This is a genomic window from Streptomyces sp. NPDC020807 (assembly GCF_040641575.1).
Lineage (GTDB): Bacteria > Actinomycetota > Actinomycetes > Streptomycetales > Streptomycetaceae > Streptomyces.
Genome location: NZ_JBFADU010000009.1, coordinates 172,844 through 198,967, shown reverse-complemented (window position 1 = coordinate 198,967; position 26,124 = coordinate 172,844). Strand labels below are relative to the sequence as shown.

Annotated in this window: 17 protein-coding genes; 7 read left to right on the top strand and 10 right to left on the bottom strand. The window is 73.1% G+C overall.

Annotation, left to right across the window (positions count from 1 at the left end; translation table 11 throughout):
• The first annotated feature begins 274 nt into the window (after window positions 1-274).
• From trpB to lgt, 4 genes are all read left to right on the top strand, one after another.
• Window positions 275-1,525, top strand: coding sequence for a tryptophan synthase subunit beta (gene trpB / locus AB0G79_RS17015; RefSeq protein WP_360807021.1), 1,251 nt, complete (start codon window positions 275-277; stop codon window positions 1,523-1,525).
• Window positions 1,522-2,343, top strand: a complete 822-nt coding sequence (gene trpA / locus AB0G79_RS17010; RefSeq protein ID WP_360807019.1) for a tryptophan synthase subunit alpha — start codon at window positions 1,522-1,524, stop codon at window positions 2,341-2,343. The genes trpB and trpA overlap by 4 nt, the downstream gene beginning before the upstream one ends.
• Before the next feature lie 72 nt (window positions 2,344-2,415).
• Entirely contained in the window at window positions 2,416-3,276 is an 861-nt protein-coding gene (locus tag AB0G79_RS17005) for a thioredoxin domain-containing protein (RefSeq protein WP_360807017.1), read from the top strand.
• Window positions 3,277-3,340: 64 nt separating this feature from the next.
• Window positions 3,341-4,345: a prolipoprotein diacylglyceryl transferase gene (lgt, locus tag AB0G79_RS17000; protein WP_360807015.1), complete on the top strand. Its 1,005-nt coding sequence runs from the start codon at window positions 3,341-3,343 to the stop codon at window positions 4,343-4,345.
• Between the two features lie 84 nt (window positions 4,346-4,429).
• Here the strand turns inward: lgt and AB0G79_RS16995 are convergent, their stop codons facing one another.
• The 7 genes from AB0G79_RS16995 to AB0G79_RS16965 are packed head-to-tail and all read right to left on the bottom strand — an operon-like array spanning window position 4,430 to window position 12,561.
• On the bottom strand, window positions 4,430-5,260 hold the full coding sequence (locus tag AB0G79_RS16995; RefSeq protein WP_360807013.1) for an aldolase/citrate lyase family protein: 831 nt from the start codon (window positions 5,258-5,260) through the stop codon (window positions 4,430-4,432).
• Entirely contained in the window at window positions 5,257-6,510 is a 1,254-nt protein-coding gene (locus AB0G79_RS16990; protein ID WP_360807011.1) for a CoA transferase, read from the bottom strand. The genes AB0G79_RS16995 and AB0G79_RS16990 overlap by 4 nt, the downstream gene beginning before the upstream one ends.
• Window positions 6,507-7,427, bottom strand: coding sequence for a ribokinase (gene rbsK, locus AB0G79_RS16985; RefSeq protein WP_360807009.1), 921 nt, complete (start codon window positions 7,425-7,427; stop codon window positions 6,507-6,509). Before rbsK ends, AB0G79_RS16990 begins: the two co-directional genes overlap by 4 nt.
• On the bottom strand, window positions 7,424-9,001 hold the full coding sequence (locus AB0G79_RS16980) for an ADP-ribosylglycohydrolase family protein (protein WP_360807007.1): 1,578 nt from the start codon (window positions 8,999-9,001) through the stop codon (window positions 7,424-7,426). Before AB0G79_RS16980 ends, rbsK begins: the two co-directional genes overlap by 4 nt.
• Window positions 8,998-10,161, bottom strand: coding sequence for an ADP-ribosylglycohydrolase family protein (locus AB0G79_RS16975; protein WP_360807005.1), 1,164 nt, complete (start codon window positions 10,159-10,161; stop codon window positions 8,998-9,000). The genes AB0G79_RS16980 and AB0G79_RS16975 overlap by 4 nt, the downstream gene beginning before the upstream one ends.
• A complete protein-coding gene (locus AB0G79_RS16970) occupies window positions 10,130-11,671 on the bottom strand; it encodes an ADP-ribosylglycohydrolase family protein (RefSeq protein WP_360807078.1) in 1,542 nt (513 codons plus the stop codon). Before AB0G79_RS16970 ends, AB0G79_RS16975 begins: the two co-directional genes overlap by 32 nt.
• Complete coding sequence (locus AB0G79_RS16965) at window positions 11,563-12,561, bottom strand: ADP-ribosylglycohydrolase family protein (RefSeq protein WP_360807003.1); 999 nt, start codon at window positions 12,559-12,561, stop codon at window positions 11,563-11,565. The genes AB0G79_RS16970 and AB0G79_RS16965 overlap by 109 nt, the downstream gene beginning before the upstream one ends.
• Before the next feature lie 263 nt (window positions 12,562-12,824).
• Between AB0G79_RS16965 and AB0G79_RS16960 the strand changes: the two genes are divergently transcribed.
• The 3 genes from AB0G79_RS16960 to AB0G79_RS16950 all read left to right on the top strand — a co-directional run bounded on the left by AB0G79_RS16960 (window position 12,825) and on the right by AB0G79_RS16950 (window position 20,024).
• Window positions 12,825-13,553, top strand: coding sequence for a VIT1/CCC1 transporter family protein (locus tag AB0G79_RS16960; RefSeq protein WP_360807001.1), 729 nt, complete (start codon window positions 12,825-12,827; stop codon window positions 13,551-13,553).
• Between the two features lie 446 nt (window positions 13,554-13,999).
• Window positions 14,000-18,571 (top strand): glutamate synthase large subunit, encoded by a 4,572-nt coding sequence (gltB, locus tag AB0G79_RS16955; RefSeq protein WP_360806999.1) that lies wholly within the window; start codon window positions 14,000-14,002, stop codon window positions 18,569-18,571.
• Window positions 18,564-20,024 carry a glutamate synthase subunit beta gene (locus tag AB0G79_RS16950; RefSeq protein ID WP_360806997.1) on the top strand — a complete coding sequence of 487 codons (1,461 nt, stop codon included), beginning with the start codon at window positions 18,564-18,566 and terminating at the stop codon, window positions 20,022-20,024. The genes gltB and AB0G79_RS16950 overlap by 8 nt, the downstream gene beginning before the upstream one ends.
• A gap of 132 nt (window positions 20,025-20,156) precedes the next feature.
• Here AB0G79_RS16950 and AB0G79_RS16945 read toward each other — a convergent pair whose 3' ends face one another.
• The 3 genes from AB0G79_RS16945 to AB0G79_RS16935 are packed head-to-tail and all read right to left on the bottom strand — an operon-like array spanning window position 20,157 to window position 26,079.
• The gene (locus AB0G79_RS16945) at window positions 20,157-20,612 is read right to left on the bottom strand and encodes a hypothetical protein (protein WP_360806995.1); all 456 of its coding nucleotides are present in this window, start codon (window positions 20,610-20,612) and stop codon (window positions 20,157-20,159) included.
• Window positions 20,609-20,947, bottom strand: a complete 339-nt coding sequence (locus AB0G79_RS16940) for a hypothetical protein (protein WP_360806993.1) — start codon at window positions 20,945-20,947, stop codon at window positions 20,609-20,611. The genes AB0G79_RS16945 and AB0G79_RS16940 overlap by 4 nt, the downstream gene beginning before the upstream one ends.
• Window positions 20,944-26,079 carry a caspase family protein gene (locus AB0G79_RS16935; RefSeq protein WP_360806991.1) on the bottom strand — a complete coding sequence of 1,712 codons (5,136 nt, stop codon included), beginning with the start codon at window positions 26,077-26,079 and terminating at the stop codon, window positions 20,944-20,946. Before AB0G79_RS16935 ends, AB0G79_RS16940 begins: the two co-directional genes overlap by 4 nt.
• Window positions 26,080-26,124: the final 45 nt, after the last annotated feature.

Below are 26,124 nucleotides of genomic sequence, written 5' to 3'. Positions count from 1 at the left end.
CCACCAACGCCAAGCGGCGGCACCGTCGTTTCGTTGTGGGCAGTCGTTCCGCGCTGGGCCGGGGGTCCCCCCTGCTCGGAGAGCCCCCGAGCTCTCCGAGCAAGGGGGACCCCGGCCCAGCGGGACGACTGCCCACACGGCGGTGAGCGCGGCCCGCGACGCAACGGCGGGCGCGGCCCGCAGGGCGCGGTGGCGGTGGCGGGGCGAGGTCGCGCGCATACGGTGACCATCGACCGCACACATCCCGGGGCCCCGCCCCGCGAGGAGCATCCGCATGTCCATCAGCGAGTTCTTCATCCCCGACCCTGAGGGTCAGGTCCCCAGCCCCGAGGGCTACTTCGGCGCCTACGGCGGCAAGTTCATCCCCGAGGCCCTCGTCGCCGCCGTCGACGAGGTGGCCGTCGAGTACGAGAAGGCCAAGGCCGACCCGGAGTTCGCCCGCGAGCTCAACGACCTCATGGTCAACTACACGGGCCGCCCGAGCGCCCTCACCGAGGTCCCCCGCTTCGCCGAGCACGCCGGCGGCGCCCGCGTGTTCCTCAAGCGCGAGGACCTCAACCACACGGGCTCCCACAAGATCAACAATGTGCTCGGCCAGGCCCTCCTGACCAAGCGCATGGGCAAGACGCGCGTCATCGCCGAGACCGGCGCCGGCCAGCACGGCGTCGCCACCGCCACCGCCTGCGCCCTCTTCGGCCTCGACTGCACCATCTACATGGGCGAGGTCGACACCCAGCGCCAGGCCCTCAACGTGGCCCGCATGCGGATGCTCGGCGCCGAGGTCATCGCCGTGAAGTCCGGCAGCCGCACCCTCAAGGACGCCATCAACGAGGCGTTCCGCGACTGGGTCGCCAACGTCGACAGGACCCACTACCTGTTCGGCACCGTCGCGGGCCCGCACCCCTTCCCCGCCATGGTCCGCGACTTCCACCGCGTCATCGGCGTCGAGGCCCGCCGCCAGATCCTGGAGCGCGCCGGCCGCCTCCCCGACGCGGCCGTCGCCTGCGTCGGCGGCGGCTCGAACGCCATCGGCCTCTTCCACGCCTTCGTGCCCGACGCCGGTGTGCGCCTGATCGGCGTCGAGCCGGCCGGCCACGGCGTCGAGACCGGCGAGCACGCGGCCACCCTCACCGCCGGTGAGCCCGGCATCCTGCACGGCTCGCGGTCGTACGTCCTCCAGGACGACGAGGGCCAGATCACCGAGCCGTACTCGATCTCGGCCGGCCTCGACTACCCGGGCATCGGCCCCGAGCACGCGTACCTCAAGGACAGCGGTCGCGGCGAGTACCGCGCCGCCACCGACGACGCCGCCATGCAGGCCCTGCGCCTGCTCTCCCGTACCGAGGGCATCATCCCGGCCATCGAGTCGGCGCACGCCCTCGCCGGGGCCCTGGAGGTCGGCAAGGAGCTCGGCAAGGACGGCCTGCTCCTCGTCAACCTCTCCGGGCGCGGCGACAAGGACATGGACACGGCCGCCCGCTACTTCGGTCTGTACGACAACGGCGCCGAGGGGGGCTCCAAGTGACCACCGGGAACATCCAGCTGCTCAGCTCCACCCTGGCCAGGGCGAAGGCCGAGGACCGGGCCGCGCTCATCGCGTACCTCCCGGCCGGCTTCCCGACCGTCGACGGCGGCATCGCGGCGATCAAGGCCGTCTTCGACGGCGGCGCCGACGTCGTCGAGGTCGGGCTCCCGCACAGCGACCCGGTCCTCGACGGGCCCGTCATCCAGACCGCCGACGACATCGCCCTGCGCGGCGGCGTCAAGATCGCCGACGTCATGCGGACGGTCAAGGAGGCCCACGAGGCCACCGGCAAGCCGGTCCTCGTCATGACGTACTGGAACCCGATCGACCGGTACGGCGTCGAGCGCTTCACCGAGGAGCTCGCCGCGGCCGGCGGCGCCGGCTGCATCCTGCCCGACCTGCCGGTCCAGGAGTCCGCCGTCTGGCGCGAGCACGCCGACAAGCGCGGTCTCGCCACCGTCTTCGTCGTCGCGCCCAGCAGCAAGGACGAGCGCCTCGCCACCATCACGGCGGCCGGCTCCGGCTTCGTCTACGCCGCCTCGCTCATGGGCGTCACCGGCACCCGCGAGTCGGTCGGCGAGCAGGCCGCCGACCTCGTGCGCCGTACCCGCGCGACCTCGGAGCTGCCGGTGTGCGTCGGCCTCGGCGTCTCCAACGCAACCCAGGCCAAGGAGGTCGCCGGCTTCGCCGACGGCGTCATCGTCGGCTCGGCCTTCGTCCAGCGGATCCTCGACGCCGACGGCGACGAGGCCAAGGGACTCGCCGCCGTACGGGAACTGGCGGCCGAACTCGCGGCGGGCGTACGCCGCGTTTCGTAGCTCCTTCGCCCATTCGGGTGGATCTGTGACCGGGGAGGCACGCACGTGCCTCCCCGGTTCGTTGCTGTGGGCGTGAGTGAGAAGAACCGTGGTGACGGTAAGGGGAGCGCGCGGGAGCGCCTCCAGCAGCAGCGCGAGCGCGAGAAGGCCCGCGCCAAGCAGCGGCGTGTCCTCGTCGTGTCGGCGGCCGTGGTCGGCGTCCTCGGCCTCGCCGCCGTCGTCGGCGTGATCGCGGCGAACAGCGGCGACGACGGCGGATCGGACAAGGCGGGCCCCGTCGTCTATCCGACGGGCTCCATCGAGGGCGACAAGCCGGCCGTCCCCACCGGGAAGACGGACGCGCCGTCGACGCTCGCGATCTGGGAGGACTTCCGCTGCCCGGCGTGTGCCCAGTTCGAGACCGTCATGCGGGACACCATCCACGAGCTGGAGGCCTCGGGCGCGCTCAAGGCCGAGTACCACCTCGCCACCCTCATCGACGGGAACATGGGCGGCAGCGGCTCCCTCCGCGCGGCCAACGCCGCCGGGTGCGCGCAGGACGCCGGCAAGTTCACCGCGTACCACGACACGCTCTACAGCAACCAGCCGCCGGAGACCGACGACGCCTTCGGCAAGAACAGCAAGCTGATCGAGCTCGCCGCGAAGGTGCCGGGGCTGGACACGGACTCCTTCCGCAGCTGTGTGAACGACGGCACCCACGACAGCTGGGTGCAGAAGTCGAACGAGGCCTTCCAGAGCGGCGGCTTCCGCGGCACCCCGACCGTCCTGCTCAACGGGGAGTCGATCTTCCCGACCAAGGGGAACGAGCAGATCTCCCCGGAGAACCTGAAGAAGTGGGTCGCCGAGGCCAACAAGGGCAAGAAGCCCGGCACGGCCACCCCCTCGGCCCCGGCGGCCTCCGCCTCGGCGTCGACCGCTCCCTCGGCGGGTTAGTTACCCATACGTTGCCGGGTGGGCTGCCGCCCCGCCCGCCCGGCAAGGTAGCGTCGGTCCTGCCATGGACCTTGCCTACATTCCCAGCCCGTCGACCGGCGTGATCAACCTCGGACCGATCCCGCTGCGCGGCTATGCCTTCTGCATCATCATCGGTGTCTTCGTCGCCGTCTGGTACGGCAACAAGCGCTGGATCGCCCGGGGCGGCACCGCCGGCACCGTGGCCGACATCGCCGTCTGGGCGGTGCCCTTCGGCCTCGTGGGCGGACGCCTCTACCACGTCGTCACCGACTACCAGCTGTACTTCAGCGAGGGTCAGGACTGGGTCGACGCCTTCAAGATCTGGGAGGGCGGCCTCGGCATCTGGGGCGCCATCGCGCTCGGCGCGGTCGGCGCCTGGATCGGCTGCCGCCGCCGGGGCATCCCGCTCCCGGCGTACGCGGACGCCATCGCGCCCGGCATCGCCCTCGCCCAGGCCATCGGCCGCTGGGGCAACTGGTTCAACCAGGAGCTCTACGGCAAGCCGACCGACCTTCCCTGGGCCCTGAAGATCACCGAGAGCGCGAACCGCGAGGCCGGGCTCTACCACCCGACCTTCCTGTACGAGTCGCTCTGGTGCGTCGGCGTCGCCGCCCTCGTCGTCTGGGCCGACCGCCGCTTCAAGCTCGGCCACGGCCGCGCCTTCGCGCTGTACGTCGCCGCGTACTGCGCGGGCCGCGGCTGGATCGAGTACATGCGCGTCGACGAGGCGCACCACGTCCTGGGCCTCCGCCTGAACGTGTGGACGGCGATCGTCGTCTTCCTGCTCGCCGTGGCCTACATCGTGATCTCGGCGCGGGTGCGTCCGGGACGCGAGGAGGTCGTGGAGCCGAAGGCTGCCGCGGCGAAGAACGCCGCGGAGGACGGCGCGGAGGACGGCGGGGCGCCGGTCGACGCGGTGGAGGACTCGGTGGAGGGCGACTCCGCGAAGGACTCCGCGAAGGCCTCGGAGGAGGGCTCCGCGAAGGACTCCGGGGAGGACGCGGACAAGGGTGCCGACAGCGGCGCCGGGTCGGCCGCCAAGGGCTGACCGCCCCCGTCGTTCCCGACATCGGAAGGGCCACCGGAACCACTCGGTTCCGGTGGCCCTTTCCCGTGTCGCGCGTGGACGGGGTCAGGCCCAGGCCGTACGGGACGCGAGGGCGAGGACCCGGTGGGCGCCCTCGACGACGGCCGCGTCGACGAAGCGGCCGTCCGGGAGGGCCTGGGCGCCGTGGCCGCCGGACGCGGCCGCCTCGACCACCTCGCGGGCCGCGTCGACCTCCTCGGGGGTGGGGAGGTAGGCGCGTTCGATGACGGGCAGCTGGCGGGGGTGGATCGCCGCCCGGCCGAGGAAGCCGAGGGAGCGGCCCCGGGCGCAGTCGACGGCGAGCGCGTCGAGGTCGCCGACGTCGGGGTGGACCGACTGGGCGGGGGGCGGGAGCGCGGCGGCGCGGGCCGCGACGACCACGCGGCCGCGCGCCCAGTCGAGCCCGGCGTCGTTCCGTACGCCGAGGTCGGCGCGGAGGTCGGCCTCGCCGAGCGCGAGGCCGCGGACCGACGGCCGGGCGGTGGCGATGGCGTACGCCTGCTCCACGGCGAGGGCGTTCTCCAGGAGCGGGTAGAGGGGGAGACCGGGGGCGAGGTCCGCGATCCGGTGGATGTCAGTGGCGTGTGTCACCTTGGGTACACGAAGGCCGCGGAGGCCGGGGAGAGGGGCCAGGGTGGGGATGTCGCGCGCGGTGTGGACGCGGACGTGCACCGGGACGGGGTGGGAGTCGGGGTCGGCGAGAAGGTCGACCGTGGCGTCGAGGGCGTATGCCTTGCGGTGCGGGGCGACGGCGTCCTCCAGATCGACGATGACGACGTCGGCGCCGGAGGCGAGTGCCTTGCGGACGACCTCGGGGCGGTCTCCGGGGGCGTACAGCCAGGTGAGAGGGGTGCGTGGCAGCTCCGTGCCGCTCATACCGCTCCCTGGGTGCGGAGGGTGTCGATCTCGGCGGGGGTGAGGCCGAGTTCGGCGAGGACGGCGGTGGTGTCGGCGCCGTGGGGGCGGCCGGCCCAGCGGATCGCGCCGGGCGTCTCGGAGAGCCGGAAGAGGACGTTCTGCATCCTGATCGGTCCGAGCTCGGGGTCCTGGACCTCGGTGACCGTGTCGAGCGCGCGGAACTGCGGGTCGTCGAGGACGTCCCGGACGTCGTAGACCGGGGCGATGGCGGCCTCCGCCTTCTCGAAGGCGGCCATGGCCTCGTCCCGGGTGTGCCGGGCGATCCAGTCCCCGACGGCCTCGTCCAGGACGTCCGCGTGCGCGGCCCGGCCGGTGCCGTCGGCGAACCACGGCTCGTCGACGAGCTCGGGGCGGCCGACGAGCCGGAGGACGCGCTCGGCGATCGACTGGGCGGAGGTGGAGACGGCGACCCAGGAGCCGTCGGCGGTCCGGTAGGTGTTGCGCGGGGCGTTGTTGCGGGAGCGGTTGCCGGTGCGGGGCTGGACGTAACCGAGCTGGTCGTACCAGAGGGGGTGGGGTCCGATGACGGAGAGCATCGGTTCGATGATCGCCATGTCGACGACCTGGCCGCGGCCGGTCGTGTTCCTCGCGGTGAGCGCGGTCATCACGGCGTAGGCGGTGGCGAGGGCGGCGATGGAGTCGGCCAGGCCGAAGGGGGGCAGCGTGGGCGGGCCGTCGGGCTCGCCGGTGATGGCGGCGAAGCCGCTCATCGCCTCGGCGAGGGTGCCGAAGCCGGGGCGGCGGGCGTACGGGCCGAACTGGCCGAAGCCGGTGACGCGGGCGAGGACCAGACGCGGGTTGACGGCGGAGAGCTCCTCCCAGCCGAGGCCCCAGCGTTCCAGGGTGCCGGGGCGGAAGTTCTCGACGATCACGTCGGCCTCGGTCGCGAGGGCGAGGAGGGTCTCGCGGCCGCCCGGCGAGGAGAGGTCGAGGGTGATGTTCCGCTTGTTCCGGCCGAGGACCTTCCACCACAGACCGACGCCGTCCTTCGCGGGGCCGTGGCCGCGCGACGGGTCGGGCCTGCGGGGGTGCTCGACCTTGACGACGTCGGCGCCGAAGTCGCCGAGGAGGGTGGCGGCGAGGGGACCGGCGAAGAGGGTCGCGAGGTCGAGGACGCGCAGCCCGTGGAGGGGCGAGGGCACGGGGGCGGGGGACGGGGAGGGGGCGGACGCGGACGGGGTGTGCGTGGACGGGGTGGGCGCGGTCATACGGCGTCGGCCTCCTGGGCGGTGAGGGGGCCGAAGGCCGCCTCGATCTCGGTCCGGTACGGCATCGAGGTCGACGCCCCCTCGCGCTGTACGGAGAGGGCGGCGGCGGCCTGCGCCCAGGCGAGGGCCTCCGGGACGGGGCGGCGCTCGCCGAGGGCGACCGCGAGGGCGCCGACGAAGGTGTCCCCGGCGGCGGTCGTGTCCACGGCCGTGACGCGGGGCGCGGGGACGGTCAGCGGCTCGGTGCCGCGGGCCGCGTACAGGCTGCCGGCGGCACCCAGGGTGACGACGACCTCGGGGACGTCCCGCAGCAGGGCGAGGGCGGCGGCGCGGGGGTCGGTGAGGCCGGTGAGGGCGGCGGCCTCGTGCTCGTTGGGGACGAGGAGGTCGGTGGCGGCGAGGAGTTCGGCGGGGAGGCGCTGGGCGGGGGCGGGGGTCAGCACGGTGCGGACGCCGAGACGGCGCGCGGTCACGGCGCCCTCGACGACGACGGAGAGGGGGAGTTCGAGCTGGAGGAGGAGGCAGTCGGCGGTGCCGATGAGGGCCTCGTCGCCGTGGCTGAGGGAGGTGACGGTGCCGTTGGCGCCGGGGACGACGACGATCGCGTTGCCGCCCTCGTCGTCGACGACGATGTGGGCGGTGCCGGAGGGGCCTTCGACGGTGCGGAGGAGGTCCGTGTCGACGGCGCAGTGCTCCAGGTTGGCCCGGAGGCGGGTGCCGAAGTCGTCGGCGCCGACCGCGCCGATGATCGCCACCTCGGCGCCGGCCCGGGCGGCGGCGACGGCCTGGTTGGCGCCCTTGCCGCCGGGGATCGTGCGGAAGGCGCGGCCGGTGACGGTCTCGCCCCGGGCCGGGGCCCTCGGCACGTAGGCGACGAGGTCCATGTTCGTGCTGCCGAGTACGACGATGCCGGTCATGGGCGTACAGCCTCCAGGAGTGTCAGTTCGGCGAGGGTGTCGAAGCCGATGCCGTCGAAGGACGCGACCGAGGTCGCCAGACGGTTCTTGAGGGGGGAGGTCCAGCGCTCGGGCAGCCGGTCGGGGTGACCGGCGAGCAGCCCGGCGACGGAGCCGGCGGTGGCGCCGTTCGAGTCCGTGTCCCACCCGCCGGACACCGCCGCGCAGACGGAGCGGGTGAAGTCCCCGTCGGCGTGGGTGAGGGCGGCGGCGAGGAGGGCGGCGTTGGGCACGGCATGCACCCAGTGGTACCCGCCGAGGGCGGCGTGGAGCCGGTCCACGACCGTGTCGAAGTCCGGTGTCGCGCGGGCGGACGTGATGCCGAGGCGGACGGCACGGGCGAGCCGGGAGTCCGGGGGGATCACCCCGAGGCCGTCGGCGAGCGCCCGGTGCACGTCGGCGGTGCCGGTGGCGGCGGTGGCGACGGTGGCCGCGACGAACATGGCGCCGTAGACGCCGTTGGCGGTGTGGGTGAGGGCCGCGTCCCGGTGGGCCTGCGCGGCGGCGGCGACCGGGTCACCGGGGTGCGTCCAGCCGTGGACGTCGGCCCGGATCTGGGCGCCGATCCACTCGCGGAAGGGATTGCGGTGCAGGGCGGTCAGCGGGGGTTCGACGCCGTCGAGGAGGTTGCGGTAGGCGACGCGCTCGGCCGTGAAGGTGCGGCCGGCGGGGAGCTCGTCGAGCCAGAGGCGGGCGACGTCGGCGGTGGTGAAGCCGCGGCCGTACCGCTGGAGCAGGAGGAGGTTGAGGAGGGGGTAGTTGAGGTCGTCGTCCTCGGGCATGCCGTCGATGTTCTCGGCGAGCGAGGTCGCGGCGGAGCGGCGGTTCCAGGGGTGGGCGGCGAGCAGCTCGGGAGGGACACCGCGGGCGGTGAACCAGGTGCGGAGGGGCCAGTTGCCGGTGGCGCGGGCGAGGGCGCGGATGGCGGGGAGGGGGAGCTTCTCGACGGGCTTGCCGAGGAGGCACCCGACGGCCCGGCCGAGCCAGGCGGCGTGCAGCCGGTCGCGCAGGGCGGTGCCTTCCTCCGCCTCGCCCCTTCCCGGAACCCTGGCGGGAGCTGGGGCTCCGCCCCCGGCCCCCGGGGCCCCCGGTGATCCGCACGAGGGCTGACCGGGGGCTCCGGCCCCGTACCCCGGGGGTGTCGCGGCCCCGTGCCCCGGGCGCGTCGCCGCTTCGCGCGACGCGCAGGGGGCTCCTGGCGGGGGAGTGCCCTGAGGGTTCGGGCGCGAGGGGACGGTTGCCGTCGGCGGGGATGCGGCCGGGGCCGTCAGGGACTGGATGTCCTTCAGGGCGGAGGGCTCCTGGGGCGGCGCGGGGGCGGGGAGGGCGGTCAGGGCGTCCAGGAGTTCCAGGGCCAGGGGGCGGAGGTCCGGGCGGGGGAGCGGGGAGGCGCCCGCCGTCGCCGGGGCCGGGTGGCCGCCCGCCGCCGTCCAGCGGGCCGCCAGGGCGGACGCGTCGCGGCCGTCCTCCGCCGCCTGGCGGAGCTCGTGGCCCACCAGGTCCTCCGGCTGGACCCAGGTCAGGCGGAGCGTCACCGGACCGTGCCCGTCAGGGCGGCGAAGGCCGACTCGTGGGCGCGGCGGTGGGCCGTGTCCCGGGCGTGGACCTCCTGGGCGACCGCCGTCAGCGCCCGCGCCGGGGCGTGCAGGTCCAGGCGGCTCGCCTCGGCCACCCGCTTCGCCCACTCCGCCGGCACCGCCGCCTCGCCGTGCAGCGCGCCGGCGATCGCGCCCGCCATCGTGGCGATCGAGTCGCAGTCACGGCCGTAGTTGACCGCGCCCAGGACCGTACGCCGGAAGTCGCCCTCGCCGACCAGCAGCATGCCGAGCGCGACCGGCAGCTCCTCGATCGCGTGGAGGCGGGAGGGGCGGCGGGCGCCGAGCGAGGGGGAGCGGTAGTCGGGGCCGACCGAGTCGAAGGGGGCGACCGCCTCGCGGACCGGGGCGAGGGCGGACTCGAAGTCCGTGTGCCGGCCCGCCACTTCGGCCACGGCCTCGATGGCGGCGCGGGTGCCGTCCTTCGCCAGGGACAGGGCCGCGTCCACGACCGAGCGCGGCGTCGCGCCCGGTGCGCACGCCGCCGCGACCGCCGCCGCGAAGACGCCCGCCGCCTCCCGTCCGTACGAGGACTGGTGCGCGCCCGCGACGTCGATGGCCTCGGCGTACGCGGCGGCCGGGTGGGCGGCGTTCACCAGGCCCACCGGCGCCATGTACATCGCGGCCCCGCAGTTGACGATGTTGCCGTTGCCGGCCTCGCGCGGGTCCACGTGGCCGTAGTGGAGCCGGGCCACGAGCCACTTCTCGGCGAGGAAGATCCGCTGGAGGGGGAGGGCCTCCGCCTCCAGTTCCGGGATCCAGACGGGGGTGGTGGTGAGTTCGGGGACGAGGTGCTCCGCGACCGCGTACGCGTCCAGGTGGTCGCGGACCTTCTCGTACACCCGGATCAGCGCGTGCGTCATCAAGGTGTCGTCGGTGACGTGCCCGTCGCCCTTGTGGTATGGCGCGATGGGGCGGGCGGTGCGCCACGCGTCGCCGTTCCAGGGGCCGACGATGCCGGTGACCCGGCCGCCGTGACGCTCCAGGATCTGCTGGGGGGCGTACCCCTCGACGGGGCCGCCGAGCGCGTCGCCGACGGCGGCCCCGAGGAGGCTTCCGGTGATCCGGTCATCCAGAGGAGGTGACGTTCTGTCTGTCATGCCGGAATTGTCCACCTGGGGTGGCCGGTTCCGTGGCTCCGAGGATCCCGGCGAGTTCCACCAGATCCGTACCGGCGAGACGGGGCAGCGCGCAGCCGGCCAGGGTCCGGCAGGCGTCCCGCCAGGTCCCCGGGACCGAACGGCCGCCGCCCAGCGCGCCGGTGAGCGCGCCGACGAGGGCGGGGGCGGAGTCGGCGACCCGGGAGAGGCAGGCCGCGGCCGGGACCGCGGCCGTCATCTCGCCGCGGGCGGCGGTGGTGAGGGCGAGGGCGACGGGGACGGTCTCGGCGGCGGCGATGCCGTAGCTGTAGACGTGGTCGACGATCTGGTGCTCCAGGAGGGGGACCAGCTCGAAGGCGGAGGCGGCGGTACGGGCCAGCTTCACCGCGTACCGGGCGTTGCGGCCGATCTCGGTGACGGGCGGGAGCTCGGCGAGCGCGGCCTCCACGGCCTCGTCGGCCGAGGCCCCCGCGAGGGCGGCGGCGACGGCGGCGGCCGTGGCGCGGGCGCCGTGGACCCCGTCCCCGTCCTGGGTGTACCGGGCGTCGAACTCGGCGAGTTCGGCGGCGGCGCGGGGGTCGCCGGGGTGGACGACCGCGAGGACGGCGGCGCGGACGCAGGCGGCGTCGTCGAAGTAGTGCGGATTGTCGTGGCCGGTGGCGGGCGGACGCAGACCGGTGGCGAGGTTGCCGAGGCCGGCCCGGACGGAGATCCGGGCACGGAGGGGGAGGACCGCGGACTCGACCTCGGGGGCGCGGTCGGCGGCGGCGGCGACCTGGCCCGCGAGGGCGTTCCAGGCGAGGTCGACGGCGGCGCGGAGGCGGCGGTCGGGGGGCAGGCCGGCGAAGGCCGGACCCGAGGCGGTGAGGATCGCCTCGGCGGTGAAGGCGGCCCACTCGGCGTCGTCGGAGGGGCCGAGGCGGAGGGGCTCCGGGGGCTGGTTGAGGGCGATGGGGACGGGGAGGGTGGTGGTGGCGTTCTGCTCCGCGAAGGTGTCGAGCTCGCGGGTGAGGCGGCGGGTCCATTCGGGCATGCGGGAGGCGCGGTGGCGGGCGGCGGGCCAGCCGGCGGCGTCGCCTGCGGCGATGCCGAGGAGGAGGCCTTCGACGGCGTCGCGCGTGGCGCGTCGCCCCTGCGGGGCGGGGCCCTCGTCGCCGGCGCCCGGCGCCCGGGGGCGGTCCGGCACGAGCAGGCCCTGCGGGCCCGTACCCGGCAGCGCGGGGTGGTCCCGCCGGTCGAGGCGCGAGGAGCCGGTGTCCGGCAACGGGTGCCGTGCCCACCCGTCCCGCCCTGCGGGACGACTGCCCGCAGCGGCGGCACCGGGGCCCGCGGTGGGGGTGCGGGGCGGGGTCTCGGTGGTGGGGCCCGGGGTTCGGTTCTCGGGGGGAGTCGGGTTCGTGGTCATCGGGCGTTCGTCTCTTCCGTGAGGAGGTCCGCGATGTCCAGGACGTGGTGGCCGCGCATCGAGGGGAGGCAGCTGCCCGTCACGGGGGCGATGGCCGCGGCCCAGTCGGACGGGATCGCGTTCACCCCGCCGAACGCGCCGGACAGCGCGCCCGCGACCGCCGCCGTCGTGTCCGCGTCGCGGCCCATGTTGACCGCGGTGAGGACCGCCGTGCGGAAGTCGCCGCGCGCCGCCGCGAAGGCGCCGAAGGCGAGCCCCACGGCCTCGGGGGCGAGGTCGGTCCAGGGGTAGCCGCCGATGACGACCGCCGAGCGGACCTCGCGTTCGCGGGTCAGCGGGTCGGGCTGGACGCGCCGGGCCGCCACCACGGCCCGCCGCAGGGAACGGGCCGTCCAGGAGTCCATGGGGATCACGGAGAGGGCCGCGGCGACGACCGAGGTGACGGTCGCGCCGGCCATCGCCGCCGCCACGCCCGCCGCCACCGCCTGGCCGCCGTAGATCCCCTCGCCCTCGTGGCTCACGCTGCCGTCGATCGCGACGAGCCGGGCCGCCTCCGCCGGGCGTCCCGCGGCGTAGACGCCGAAGGGCGCCGCGCGCATCGCGAGCCCGTCGCTCCACGCGTGGCGGTGCTGGGCGGAGATGGGCGCCGCGAGGCCCCGGCGGAGGTTCTCGAGGGTCCCGCGCTCCGAGAAGCCCGCTCCCCGGAACGGCCCCTCGTCGAGGTCGGCGATCCAGCGGTGCCAGGCCCGTTCGACGTGGTGGACGGTCAACGCCGAGCCGTGCCGGGCGAGAAGGAGCGCCGAGAAGATCGCGTACTCGGTGTCGTCCGTGCCGGCCGGGTTCTCCGCGACGAAGCCCTCGATGCGGCCCCAGCGGCGGCGGATCTCGGAAGGGCGCATGTTCTCGGCGGGCGCGCCGAGCGCGTCGCCGACGGCGAGGCCGAGGAGCGCTCCCCTCGCCCGTTCACGCGTGTCGCATGCCGTGGTGGTCACCATCTCGTGGCCCCTTCCTCGGGTGGGGCGCGCGGTCGGCGCCCCGATGCCTGGATCTGTGCCACCGCCCGGCCCGAACGCGCGGAAGAAACGTCTCTGTCACCCGCCTGACGCCTCGCCAGACGGGTGTCCGGACCGTCAACTCCACTGAGGCAGGCCTTAGTAAGTACGGCCTGCCTTGCTGGCGGGCCCCTTACATCGGGCGTATTTTCGACGGTGTTGGGGGCGGCGGGTGCAACCCGGCCCGCCGGAACGAGGGGAGAACCATGTCCATCATCGAAGCTCAGGCGCCACTGCACGAGGCCCACCGCGACAACCACACCCACCGTGACGTGAACGGCGGTTGGCTGCGACCCGCCGTCTTCGGCGCGATGGACGGACTGGTCTCCAACCTCGCCCTCATGACCGGTGTCGCCGGCGGCGCCGTCTCCTCGCAGACCGTCGTCATCACCGGCCTCGCGGGCCTCGCCGCCGGTGCCTTCTCGATGGCGGCCGGCGAGTACACCTCCGTCGCCTCGCAGCGCGAGCTCGTCCAGGCCGAACTGGACGTCGAGCGTCGCCAGTTGCGCAAGCACCCGATCGACGAGATGGAGGAGCTCGCCGCGCTGTACGTGTCCCGGGGCGTCGAGCCCGCCCTCGCCCGCGAGGTCGCGATGCAGCTCTCGCGCGATCCGGAGCAGGCGCTGGAGATCCACGCCCGCGAGGAGCTCGGCATCGACCCGGACGACCTGCCCTCGCCGGTCGTCGCGGCCGTCTCGTCCTTCGGCTCCTTCGCGCTCGGCGCGCTGCTGCCCGTCCTGCCGTACCTCCTCGGCGCCACGGCGCTCTGGCCCGCCGTCCTGCTCGCGCTCCTCGGGCTCTTCGCCTGCGGCGCGCTGGTGGCCCGGGTGACCGCGCGCGGCTGGTTCTTCAGCGGCATGCGGCAGCTCGTCCTGGGTGGCGCCGCGGCGGCCGTCACGTACGGGCTGGGCATGCTCCTGGGTGCCGCGTTGTAGACCGAGGAAGGGGTACGGATTCCGTACCCGTACGCATCACCGAGAGGCCCCCAAAAGGGGCCTCTCCGGCATTTCGGGGAGCGATTTCGGGACGTAAGCCTCAGAAGAGTTGTGACGTATATCCCTGGTCCGATCCGCCGTAGCGGTGAGACACTATGCGGGACGCCACATATGTAGCCGGTTACCCGGCGGTTTCGAACTCGTGACCAACGGGAATGACAAACCACGGCATGAGCGTCCCCCGGGCAACGAAGCCCGTCCTTCCTTCTGATCCATCCTCGCGGGGCAGTCCTCTGTCGCCGCACCCTCGTGTTGATGATTGTCCGCATGCTGGAACGAAGTATCCGCTTCGCGAGAAGCGCGGCATCATGTAACCTGCACGAAATTTCGCCAGGGCCAACGTCGTCCCCGGCATCGCACATGCCACGACGACGACGGGAGAGCCGATGCGTTCCGACGCCTGGTCGCCCATGGACGGTCGCCCCGCTCAGCAGGGGATGTACGACCCCCGTAACGAACACGACGCCTGCGGTGTCGGGTTCGTGGCCACCCTCACCGGTGTTGCCAGCCACGCGCTGGTCGAGCAGGCGCTGACCGTTCTGCGCAATCTCGAGCACCGCGGCGCCACCGGCTCCGAGCCCGACTCCGGTGACGGCGCCGGCATCCTGCTCCAGGTCCCGGACGCCTTCCTCCGCGAGGTCGCCGGATTCGAGCTCCCCGAGGCCGGCGCCTACGCCGTCGGCATCGCCTTCCTCCCCGAGGACGGCACGGACGAGACCGTCTCGCGGATCGAGGCGATCGCCGCCGAAGAGGGCCTCACCGTCCTCGGCTGGCGCGAGGTCCCCGTCGCCCCCGAGCTCCTCGGCGCCTCCGCCCGCGCCACCATGCCGGTCTTCCGCCAGCTCTTCGTCGCGGACGCCGACGGTACGGCCACCGGCATCGTCCTCGACCGCAAGGCCTTCGTCCTGCGCAAGCGGGCCGAGCGCGAGGCGGCGACGTACTTCCCGTCGCTCTCCGCCCGCACCGTCGTCTACAAGGGCATGCTCACCACCGGGCAGCTGGAGCCCTTCTTCCCGGACCTGTCGGACCGGCGCTTCGCCTCCGCCGTCTCCCTCGTCCACTCCCGGTTCTCCACCAACACCTTCCCGAGCTGGCCGCTGGCCCACCCGTACCGCTTCGTCGCCCACAACGGCGAGATCAACACGGTCAAGGGCAACCGGAACTGGATGACGGCCCGCGAGGCCCAGCTCGTCTCCGACGTCTTCGGCGAGGGCAAGGACCTGTCGCGGATCTTCCCGATCTGCACCCCGGACGCCTCCGACTCCGCCTCCTTCGACGAGGTCCTGGAGCTCCTCCACCTCGGCGGCCGCTCGCTGCCGCACGCGGTCCTGATGATGGTCCCCGAGGCGTGGGAGAACCACGACTCCATGGACCCGGCCCGCCGCGCCTTCTACCAGTACCACTCCACGATGATGGAGCCCTGGGACGGCCCGGCCTGCGTCACCTTCACCGACGGCGTCCAGGTCGGCGCGGTCCTCGACCGCAACGGTCTGCGCCCCGGCCGCTACTGGGTCACCGACGAGGGCCTCGTCGTCCTCTCGTCCGAGGTCGGCGTCCTCGACATCGACCCCGCCAAGGTCGTCCGCAAGGGCCGCCTCCAGCCCGGCAAGATGTTCCTCGTCGACACCGCCGAGCACCGCATCATCGAGGACGACGAGATCAAGGCCGGCCTCGCCGCCGAGAACCCGTACGCGGAGTGGCTGGAGACCGGCGAGATCGAGCTCTCCGACCTCCCCGAGCGCGAGCACATCGTGCACACCCACGCCTCGGTCACCCGCCGCCAGCAGACCTTCGGCTACACCGAGGAAGAGCTCCGCGTCATCCTCGCCCCGATGGCCCGCCTCGGTGCCGAGCCGATCGGCTCCATGGGCACGGACTCGCCGATCGCGGCCCTGTCCGCCCGCCCGCGGCTGCTCTTCGACTACTTCACCCAGCTCTTCGCGCAGGTCACCAACCCGCCGCTGGACGCGATCCGCGAAGAGCTCGTGACGAGCCTGCGCTCCTCGCTCGGCCCCCAGGGCAACCTGCTCGACCCGACCGCCGTGTCGTGTCGCAGCGTCACCCTGCCCTTCCCGGTGATCGACAACGACGAGCTCGCCAAGCTCATCCACATCAACGCCGACGGCGACATGCCCGGCATGAAGGCCGTCACGCTCTCCGGCCTCTACCGCGTCTCCGGCGGCGGCGAGGCCCTCGCCGCCCGCATCGAGGCCATCTGCGCCGAGGCCGACACCGCCATCGAGGGCGGCGCCCGCCTCATCGTGCTCTCCGACCGGCACTCCGACGCCGAGCACGCGCCGATCCCCTCGCTGCTCCTCACCTCGGCCGTCCACCACCACCTCATCCGCACCAAGCAGCGCACCAAGGTGGGTCTGCTCGTCGAGGCCGGTGACGTCCGCGAGGTCCACCACGTCGCCCTCCTCATCGGCTACGGCGCCGCGGCGGTCAACCCGTACCTCGCGATGGAGTCCGTCGAGGACCTGGTCCGCGCCGGCACCTTCATCGAGGGCCTGGAGCCCGAGCAGGCCATCCGGAACCTGATCTACGCGCTCGGCAAGGGCGTCCTCAAGGTCATGTCCAAGATGGGCATCTCCACCGTCGCCTCCTACCGCGGCGCCCAGGTCTTCGAGGCCGTCGGCCTCGACGAGGCCTTCGTCGCCAGGTACTTCCACGGCACGGCCACCAAGATCGGCGGCGCCGGTCTCGACGTCGTCGCCAAGGAGGTCGCCGCCCGCCACGTCAAGGCGTACCCCGTCTCCGGCGTCCCCTCGGCGCACCGCGCCCTGGAGATCGGCGGCGAGTACCAGTGGCGCCGCGAGGGCGAGCCGCACCTGTTCGACCCGGAGACCGTCTTCCGCCTGCAGCACGCCACGCGCACCAAGCGGTACGACATCTTCAAGCAGTACACGGACCGGGTGAACGAGCAGTCCGAGCGCCTCATGACGCTCCGCGGCCTCTTCGGCTTCGCCGCCGAGGGCCGCACCCCGATCCCGCTCGACGAGGTCGAGCCGGTCTCCGAGATCGTCAAGCGCTTCTCCACCGGCGCCATGTCGTACGGCTCCATCTCCCAGGAGGCGCACGAGACCCTCGCCATCGCCATGAACCGGCTGGGCGCCAAGTCCAACACCGGTGAGGGCGGCGAGGACCCGGAGCGCCTGTACGACCCCGAGCGCCGCTCCGCGATCAAGCAGGTCGCCTCCGGCCGCTTCGGCGTCACCAGCGAGTACCTGGTCAACGCGGACGACATCCAGATCAAGATGGCGCAGGGCGCCAAGCCCGGCGAGGGCGGCCAGCTGCCCGGCCACAAGGTCTACCCGTGGGTCGCCAAGACGCGTCACTCGACGCCCGGCGTCGGCCTCATCTCGCCGCCGCCGCACCACGACATCTACTCCATCGAGGACCTGGCCCAGCTGATCCACGACCTCAAGAACGCCAACCCGGTCGCCCGCATCCACGTGAAGCTGGTCTCCGAGGTCGGCGTCGGCACGGTCGCCGCCGGTGTCTCCAAGGCCCACGCGGACGTCGTCCTCATCTCCGGCCACGACGGCGGTACGGGCGCCTCCCCGCTGACCTCCCTGAAGCACGCGGGCGGCCCCTGGGAGCTCGGCCTCGCCGAGACCCAGCAGACCCTGCTGCTCAACGGCCTCCGCGACCGGATCGTCGTCCAGACCGACGGCCAGCTCAAGACCGGCCGTGACGTCGTCATCGCCGCGCTGCTCGGCGCCGAGGAGTTCGGTTTCGCGACCGCGCCGCTCGTCGTCTCCGGCTGCGTCATGATGCGCGTCTGCCACCTGGACACCTGCCCCGTCGGCATCGCCACCCAGAACCCGGCGCTGCGCGAGCGGTTCTCCGGCAACCCCGAATTCGTCGTCAACTTCTTCGAGTTCATCGCCGAAGAGGTCCGCGAGCTCCTCGCCGAGCTGGGCTTCCGCACCCTGGAAGAGGCCGTCGGCCACGCAGAGATCCTCGACACCAGCCGCGCGGTCACGCACTGGAAGGCGCAGGGCCTCGACCTCGAGCCGCTGTTCCACGTCCCCGAGCTCGCCGAGGGCGCGGTCCGCCACGCCCGGACCGAGCAGGACCACGGCCTGGAGAAGGCCCTCGACAACCAGCTGATCCAGCTGGCCGCCGAGGCCCTGAACGCCGCCTCCGCCGAGGAGGCCCAGCCGGTCCGCGCCCAGGTCGCGATCCGCAACATCAACCGGACCGTCGGCACCATGCTCGGCCACCACGTGACGAAGAAGTTCGGCGGCGCCGGCCTCCCGGCCGACACCATCGACATCACCTTCACGGGCTCCGCCGGCCAGTCCTTCGGCGCCTTCCTTCCGGCCGGTGTCACCCTCCGCCTGGAGGGCGACGCCAACGACTACGTCGGCAAGGGCCTCTCCGGCGGCCGCGTGATCGTCCGCCCCGACCGGGGCGCCGACCACCTGGCCGAGTACTCCACCATCGCGGGCAACACCATCGGCTACGGCGCCACCGGCGGCGAGCTGTTCCTGCGGGGCCGTACCGGCGAGCGCTTCTGCGTCCGCAACTCCGGCGCCCTGGTCGTCTCGGAGGGCGTGGGCGACCACGGCTGCGAGTACATGACCGGCGGCACGGCGGTCGTCCTCGGCGAGACCGGACGCAACTTCGCGGCCGGCATGTCCGGCGGCGTCGCCTACGTCGTCGACCTCGACCGGGACAACGTCAACTCCGGCAACCTGGGCGCGATCGAGACCCTGTCGGACTCCGACAAGGCGTGGCTGCACGAGGTCGTGCGCCGCCACCAGGAGGAGACCGGCTCGACGGTCGCCGAGAAGCTCCTCGCCGACTGGGACGCCAACGCGGACCGGTTCAGCAAGATCATCCCCACCACGTACAAGGCAGTGCTCGCCGCCAAGGACGCCGCTGAGCTCGCCGGTCTCTCCGAGACCGAGACCACCGAGAAGATGATGGAGGCTGCGTCCCATGGCTGACCCCAAGGGCTTCCTGACCACCGGGCGTGAAGTCGCCCAGACCCGACCGGTGAGCGAGCGCGTCAGGGACTGGAACGAGGTCTACGTTCCCGGCTCCCTGCTCCCGATCATCAGCAAGCAGGCCGGACGCTGCATGGACTGCGGCATCCCGTTCTGCCACAACGGCTGTCCCCTCGGGAACCTCATCCCCGAGTGGAACGACTACGCCTACCGCGAGGACTGGTCGGCGGCGCAGGAGCGCCTGCACGCCACCAACAACTTCCCGGAGTTCACCGGCCGCCTCTGCCCGGCGCCCTGCGAGTCCGCGTGCGTGCTCGGCATCAACCAGCCGGCCGTGACCATCAAGAACGTCGAGGTCTCCATCATCGACAAGGCCTGGGACGGGGGTGACGTCAAGCCGCAGGCGCCCGACCGCCTCTCCGGCAAGACCGTCGCCGTCATCGGCTCGGGCCCGGCCGGTCTCGCCGCCGCCCAGCAGCTGACCCGGGCCGGCCACACGGTCGCCGTCTACGAGCGCGCCGACCGCATCGGCGGCCTGCTCCGCTACGGCATCCCCGAGTTCAAGATGGAGAAGCGGCACATCAACCGCCGCATCGAGCAGATGCGCGCGGAGGGCACCAAGTTCCGCACGGGCGTCGAGATCGGCCGCGACATGCCGGCCACCGCGCTCCGCAACCGGTACGACGCGGTCGTCATCGCCGCCGGCGCCACCACCGCCCGCGACCTGCCCGTCCCGGGCCGGGAGCTGAACGGCATCCACCAGGCGATGGAGTACCTGCCGCTGGCCAACAAGGTCGTCGAGGGCGACTTCGTGGCCCCGCCGATCACCGCCGAGGGCAAGCACGTCGTCGTCATCGGCGGCGGCGACACCGGCGCCGACTGCGTCGGCACCGCCCACCGCCAGGGCGCGGCCTCGGTCACGCAGCTGGAGATCATGCCCAAGCCGGGCGAGGACCGGAACGCCGGCCAGCCCTGGCCGACCTTCCCCATGCTGTACAAGGTCACCTCGGCGCACGAGGAGGGCGGCGAGCGGGTCTACTCCGTCTCCACCACCCACTTCGAGGGCGACGAGGACGGCAACGTCCAGTTCCTCCACCTCGTCGAGGTCGAGTTCGTCGGCGGCAAGCTGACCCAGAAGCCGGGCACGGAGCGGAAGATCCCCGCCCAGCTCGTCACGCTCGCCATGGGCTTCACCGGCACCGACGTGCAGAACGGCCTCGTCGCCCAGTTTGGTCTGGACCTCGACGAGCGCGGTAACATCGCCCGCGACGCGGACTTCGCCACCAACGTCGATGGCGTGTTCGTCGCCGGCGACGCCGGTCGCGGCCAGTCCCTCATCGTGTGGGCCATCGCCGAGGGCCGCTCCGCCGCCCGCGGCGTGGACCGCTACCTCACCGGAGCCAGCTCGCTGCCGGCCCCGATCCGCCCGACGGACCGCTCGCTGACGGTCTGACCGGCCCGGATCACCCCTGAGGACGTCCCGTACAACGACGTACGGAACTGAGCACGGCGCCCCCCGAATGTCCCCGACCGGACGACTGGGAGGGCGCCGTGGCGCGTCCGGAACCAGCCCGGCGCTCCCCGGTCAGGCGACCTGGCCGGGGTAGATCCACGTGATCAGCGAGGCCGCCGTCACGGCGAGGACGCCCACCAGACCCATCCAGCGGGCCCGCCCCGTCGTCCGCACGACGGCGTCGGCCCGCTCCGTCTCGTACCTGAGCAGGACCTCCCCGTCGGTCAGCACCTCCGCGCCCGGCCGCTCGTGCACGGCCGAGACCAGCATCCAGGAGGCCAGGAGCAGCAGCAGGAACGCCCCGGCGAGCAGGCCTGTCACCCACCATCGCGGCCCCGTCGTCATCCTGCTGAGGTTCTCCTGCCCCTTCAGCACGAAGATCACCGTGAGGAGTCCGGTGAGCGTGGCGAGGAAGTTCCGGTAGCCCTCGGCCTGCTGGAGCGCTGCCCGCAGCCGCTCGGGCGGGCTCGCCATGGCCTGTCCCCGCAGCTCGGCCCGCCACAGTTCGTCGTCGCTGAACGCGCTCACAGGGACAACAACCCCTGCGGCGGAACCGCGATCCAGAACGAGGCCCCGCAGCCGTCCGGGATCTCGGCGGGCCGCTCCAGGTGCCAGGTGGAGCACTGGCAGCGGGCGTGCCGCGGCTTCCCGGTGGCCAGCAGGTCCCTCAGCGGCTGGAGGGAGCGCTTGCCTTTGGTGACGTACTGGGCGCCGGTGATGACCTTCTTCGTCTCGCACCGGCACTGGGGGCACTCGCCGACGGCCTCCACGCCGTCGTCGCCGCTGCGCACCTGCCAGCGGAAGGTGGTGAGGGCCTGGGCCTCGGGATAGGGCCTGCGCTGGTACGGGATGGTGGTACTCACGAGTCCGGTCCTCCGGGTGCGGGAACGACGAGCGAGAACAGGCGGGCGTAACGGCGGAGGATGTCACGGACGCCGTCCTCGGACTGCTCCGTCTCCTCGGCACAGAGAACGACGTGCGCGTCGGTGACGGTTCCCGAGACGGCGGGGGACCGGCCGGTCAACTGTGCGGTGAGGACGATGACATCGCGCCAGCCGGGGACGATCTCCCTCTCCTCGCCGAGGGGTTCGGGGGTGGCGACACGGAGCCCGAGGCTCGCGAAGGGCGCGTACCGGTCGTACGTCCCGCCGAGTGTCCAGCCGAACCGGCCGGCGACGAGGACGAGTTCGAGGGGCCCGAGGGTGCCGGGGCCGAGGAGGTCGGGGTCGAAGGCGACGACGTCGAAGTCGGTGGGAACGAGGTCGGCGAGAGCGTCGGTGACCGTGCCGGGCACGGGGGGTGCGCCGAGGCAGCGGTAGGAACCGAGGGCCTCGGAGGTCTCGCCGAGGGGCGACTCCCGTTCCTGGGCCAGCGCGAGGACGTCATGGATGTCGAGGCGGTCCCGGAACGCGGCCCGGCCGGCCTCGTGACGGACCAGGTGGCCCGCGTCGGCGCGGTGCGGCTTCAGGGCGCCCGCCTCGGCCGGGAGGGCGGGCAGCCGGAGCGGTAGCCGGAGGTCGGCGTGCGCCACCTCGTCGACGACGGAGCCCAGGGTCTCACCGGCCGTGGCCGCGTACGAGAAGAGGAAGGGGACGCTGAGGTGACCGGAGTCGACCTCGCTGCCGGACCCGTCCCACGTGCGCGTGCTGGGTATGTGGGTGAGCAGGTCGCTGAAGGCGGGGGAGAAGTGATCGACCTGCGCGATCAGCGTTTCGACGGAATCCTCCAGACATCCGAGCGCTTCCAGGCGGAGGAGGTCCCGGCGCAGGTCCTCCGAGTCCCGGAGCAGGTTGTGTCGTGCGTGAAGGACCACGCGCCAGCCGGGGTGCGTGACCGGGGTAGGGTCCGCCGTCCCCGGCCGCGGCTCGCGTGCCGCCTGGGAGACCCAGCGGTCCGGGATCCAGTGCCGGCATTCCTCGGGCACGTCCGGAGCGGACACGCCGGTGGTCGCCGTGAGCCGGGCGATCTCCTCCGCCACCTCTCCGAGTGGACGCTGCAGTTCCGTCGCGTGGGTCAGGAACTTCCGCATGCTGAGCCGACCGTTGGGGAGCCAGGGGCCTCTGCCGTCGACGTCGCGTGACAGCAACTTCCTCTCGAAGGGGCCGAGCGCCTCTCGGTCGAGTATCTCCTCCGGCACGTCGTCGAAGAGAGGAGCGCCCAACGGTCTCAAGGCGGCGAAGCGTTCGGACAGGCGGCGGCGTTGGACGGGCGAAGGGACAGCCGCCAGCAGGTCGACCCATCGTGCCTGACCGCCTCCCCAGGAGTGGACGGAGGCGTTGAGGAAGGACTTCTCGGGCTCAAGGAGCTTCGTGGTCAGGTCGACCGTGTCCAGGGCTCCTGTGCCCGGCAGGTCGACGCCGATGCGCAGGAGCGCGTCGAGGGCGGGCAGGAGTCGCGAGGGAGCCACGCCCCGACGGGCCGCCACGGTCAGGAGCGGCATGTGTGAGGCGGCCCGCGGCCCGCGCCCGGGCGTGGAGAACTCTTCGTAGGCGTCGTGGAGGTCCGTCATCTCCACGGTGGGCGTGCCGAAGGCGCGGAGGTCCGCCATGCTCGACGGGACGGGGACGTGGGCGCCCGCGACGGCCCACCGACGCAGCGCTCGCACGCCTTCGGCCAAGGAGATGTCCGCGTGCGCGGCGCCCGTCAGGGCCGCGTCCCAGCCGGGGCGAAGCATCCTTTCGGACATCAGGAGAATGTCGAGACCTATCGGTTCGGGATAGTTGCCGGGTGTGAACGGAACGGCGCGGGGTGACGCGATTCCCGCGGCGGCGGTACGCCAGTTGTTGAGGAGCTGGGGCCACGTGGGCCTGGCGCTCTCCCAGAAGGCGGGGCTGGACCAGCTCTCCAGATGGCTCGGGTCCATGTCGAACACGCCGACGCGGCGCAACGGGACACGGACGGTGGAATGCATGAATTCGAACCACTCGGAGACCAGCACGCCGACCGTGGTGGGGGGAAGGCTGTCGAAGAGCCGGACGGCCAGCCGGGGGGTGGCGTCGGCCAGGTCCCACAGCCACGGCAGGGAAATCTCGTCGAGAGCGCTCGCAGCCGCGGGCACCGCCGCGAGCAGGTCCCTCATGACCGCCTTCTCGTCGTACGAGACCAGGGAGTTCCGGTTGACGCTGGGTTCTGGGCGGTGCCTCTCACGGAGGTTGAAGACGTACCCCTGGGGACGGACGGCGTCCTCCACGAGGATGCCGTCGAGGAGCAGCCGCCCCTCGCCCTGCACGATCCAGCTTCCCTCGGCCGCCTTCACGGCCGTGCCGTACCATGCCGCGCGCTGTTCCTCCGGAGCGTGCAGCTCCCCCGGTTCCCAGGTGTCCCGGCTGATCTCCCGGCCGTCCGGTCCCAACTCCACCGCCGTCACCCGGAACTCGCTCGTCCACAGCACACGGCGCAGCGTCGTCACCACCGAGGGCAGGTCCTCCTCCTCGTCCCCCTCGTGGTTGAGGTAGAGCCGGACGACCGTCCCCCCGCGTCCCGGCGGGCCGTCCGTCGCCCCGATCTGGAGCAGGCCCGAGCCCGACTGGACGGTGGCGCGGAGCGGGGTGGACGTGCGGGACGGATGGCCGTACTCGTCGACCGCCTCCGTCAGGACCGTCACCTCGTCGGCCAGCATGAAGTAGCTGAAGACGCCGATGCCGAAGCGGCTGTTGAGGGGGACGGGCTCGATGCCGACGCGCCGCCAGTTGCGCCGCTCCTGCACGTAGTCGGGGTCCTGCGCGTACCGCTTGCCCGCACGGGCGAACATCGACGTGAGCTTCTCCCGGCTCATGCCGGAGCCCTCGTCGCGGCACTCGATGTAAGGACGGTCCCCCTCGTACGCCTGGAGGAAGTGGATCTCGGGCTCGCTGTCCGGGGCGTCGAACCCCTTCCGTTTCACGCCGTACTGGACCCGCTGCCGCCGGTGCCGGCAGGCGTCCAGGGCGTTCTGGTACAGCTCCCGGACGGCGAGGGTCCGGTCGCCGTACAGCTGGGTGCCCATGAGCAGCGGGCGGATCTCGTCCTCGGCGAGGCGGAAGCGCTCCAGCGGCACGGTGTAGCTTGCGTCGGACGGCTTGAGCCCCTCGGTCGTCACCTTGCGCGGTACGCCCCGGAGGAGGTCCGGCGCGCCGCGCCCCTCGGCGTGCCAGCGCCGGTGCAGCGAGCGCACGGAGGCGTCGGCCGTCGCCGCCAGCTCCTCCAGGGCCGCGTACAGCGCGGGATGCGGACAGGCGAGACGCAGTACGTGACGGGTCGTCCCGTCCTCCTCGACCGGCTCCCAGGCGCAGTCCGCGAGCGCCGCAACCACGGCCGCCGGGGCGAGCGGACGGTGCGCGCCCAGGTGGTCGACGAGCACGCTCGACATGCGGCGGGGGTCGACGGCGAAGAGCGCCCCCAGCCACAGGAGGCACGCGAGCTCCCAGCCGCGCCAGCTGTTGCCGGGGACGGGCCGCTCGGTGCGGCTCCAGCCCGGCGTGCTGGAGGCGTCGATGCGGGGGCTCGATCCCGGCGGGACCGTCATGTGCGGCAGGACCCGGCGGACGTGCTGGTCCACGTCGGTGAGCCGTCCGCCGGACAGCCCCTCGGCGCCCGCCGCCACGGCCTGCACGACCCGGTCGAGCAGCCTGTTCACGGACGGGTAGTCCTCGGTGCGGTCCCACAGCCGGTCCCAGTCGGCGATGAAGCGGTGCCGCAGCCAGTGGTCGGCGGCGGTCGCGGCGTCGGTCAGCTTCCGCTGCCGCAGCGACTCGGCCGTGTGGTGCACGCGTCCGTGCGCCCGGCAGATGTCGGCCGCCTCGTCGCACACCACCCGCTGGTGGCCCTCGGTGGGCTCCTTGCCCCGGCCGCCCTCCTCCAGCCGGTCCAGCCGGTCGGGCCGCAGCAGCGCCAGCTCGCCGAGCGCGATCGCGACCACGCCCTCGTGCATCAGGGGCGCGGCGAGCAGCGCCGCCGTCTCGGCGGGGGAGAGTCGTTCGCCGCCCGTGAGACGGGCGGCCTCGACGAGGAGGCCGAGGCTGTCCACGACCCGGATCGGGTAGTCCGGGTCGCTCCAGGGCGTGGCGAGGGCCGCGTCCGTGCCGAGGCGGCTCTTGGCGACCTCGCGGGCCAGGTCCTCCAGCTCGTCCTTGATCCGCTGGTGGGTCCCGTCCCCGCCCGAGGTGTGCCGCCAGAGGACGGAACCGGTGATCGCCTGCGCCCAGCGTTCCGTCTGCTGGGTGCCGTGGCAGACGATCAGCTCGTCCTCGAGGCCCGGTACGCACTGGAACTCGACCGTCGGTGAGGGTTCCGCGAGGTCGGCGGTGAGGTGGTCCACCCTGCCCTGCACGTACGCGTGGACCTCGCGGAAGGTCTTCGGCGCGCTGGTGTGCGACAGGGCCTGGGAGAGGGCGATCCCGAAGTAGCTGCCCTTGTGGGGGTCGGCGTAGGCCGGCTGCCCGCGCCCGCTCGCACGGAGCCAGGCGACGTCCCGGTAGGCGGAGCTCGTCAGCGGGGTCTCGTGGAGTTCGGCGGGCGGGGACGCGTCCTCGGAACGGCAGGTGTCGAGGCAGACGACGACCTTGACGCCCTCGGGCACGGTGCCGAGGAGGGCCTCGGGGCTGGCCTCCAGGATCGTGTGCGAGATCAGGGCGCCGCTGGCGCGGACCTGGGCGGCGGAGGAGAGGAGGTACTCGCGCTCGCCGACGGACACGCCGTGGCAGGAGAAGTAGAGAAAGGCGGTGTCCCCGGCGGAGCATGAGAGGAGGAACCGCTCCACGGCCACCACGATCGACCCGGCGTCCGTGTCGCGCCAGGCCGGGTCGGGGTGGCCGGCGAACAGGGTGTCGACCGCGTATCCGGACTCGTCGAGGGCGGCGCGGACCAGTTCGATGTCGCGGTCGACGAAGTCGAGCGGGGGAAACCGCCGGGCGAGCTCGTCGTCCCGTTCCAGGAACGGGGTCCGTCCGACTCCGATGAGCAGTGCCCGGCGCCGGCCCGCGGACGCCTCCTCGGACGCGTGGGTCGTCGACCTCACCCGTACCCCCAACTCCCTTGTGCGGCACGATCGGACGTCCATGAT

Bases quoted from the DNA above. Each gene is read 5' to 3' on its own strand.
- trpB (WP_360807021.1), top strand. From the start codon at position 275: ATGTCCATCAGCGAGTTCTTCATCCCCGACCCTGAGGGTCAGGTCCCC.
- lgt (WP_360807015.1), top strand. From the start codon at position 3,341: ATGGACCTTGCCTACATTCCCAGCCCGTCGACCGGCGTGATCAACCTC.
- AB0G79_RS16995 (WP_360807013.1), bottom strand. From the start codon at position 5,260: ATGAGCGGCACGGAGCTGCCACGCACCCCTCTCACCTGGCTGTACGCC.
- AB0G79_RS16990 (WP_360807011.1), bottom strand. From the start codon at position 6,510: ATGACCGCGCCCACCCCGTCCACGCACACCCCGTCCGCGTCCGCCCCC.
- rbsK (WP_360807009.1), bottom strand. From the start codon at position 7,427: ATGACCGGCATCGTCGTACTCGGCAGCACGAACATGGACCTCGTCGCC.
- AB0G79_RS16975 (WP_360807005.1), bottom strand. From the start codon at position 10,161: ATGACAGACAGAACGTCACCTCCTCTGGATGACCGGATCACCGGAAGC.
- AB0G79_RS16965 (WP_360807003.1), bottom strand. From the start codon at position 12,561: ATGGTGACCACCACGGCATGCGACACGCGTGAACGGGCGAGGGGAGCG.
- AB0G79_RS16960 (WP_360807001.1), top strand. From the start codon at position 12,825: ATGTCCATCATCGAAGCTCAGGCGCCACTGCACGAGGCCCACCGCGAC.
- gltB (WP_360806999.1), top strand. From the start codon at position 14,000: ATGCGTTCCGACGCCTGGTCGCCCATGGACGGTCGCCCCGCTCAGCAG.
- AB0G79_RS16950 (WP_360806997.1), top strand. From the start codon at position 18,564: ATGGCTGACCCCAAGGGCTTCCTGACCACCGGGCGTGAAGTCGCCCAG.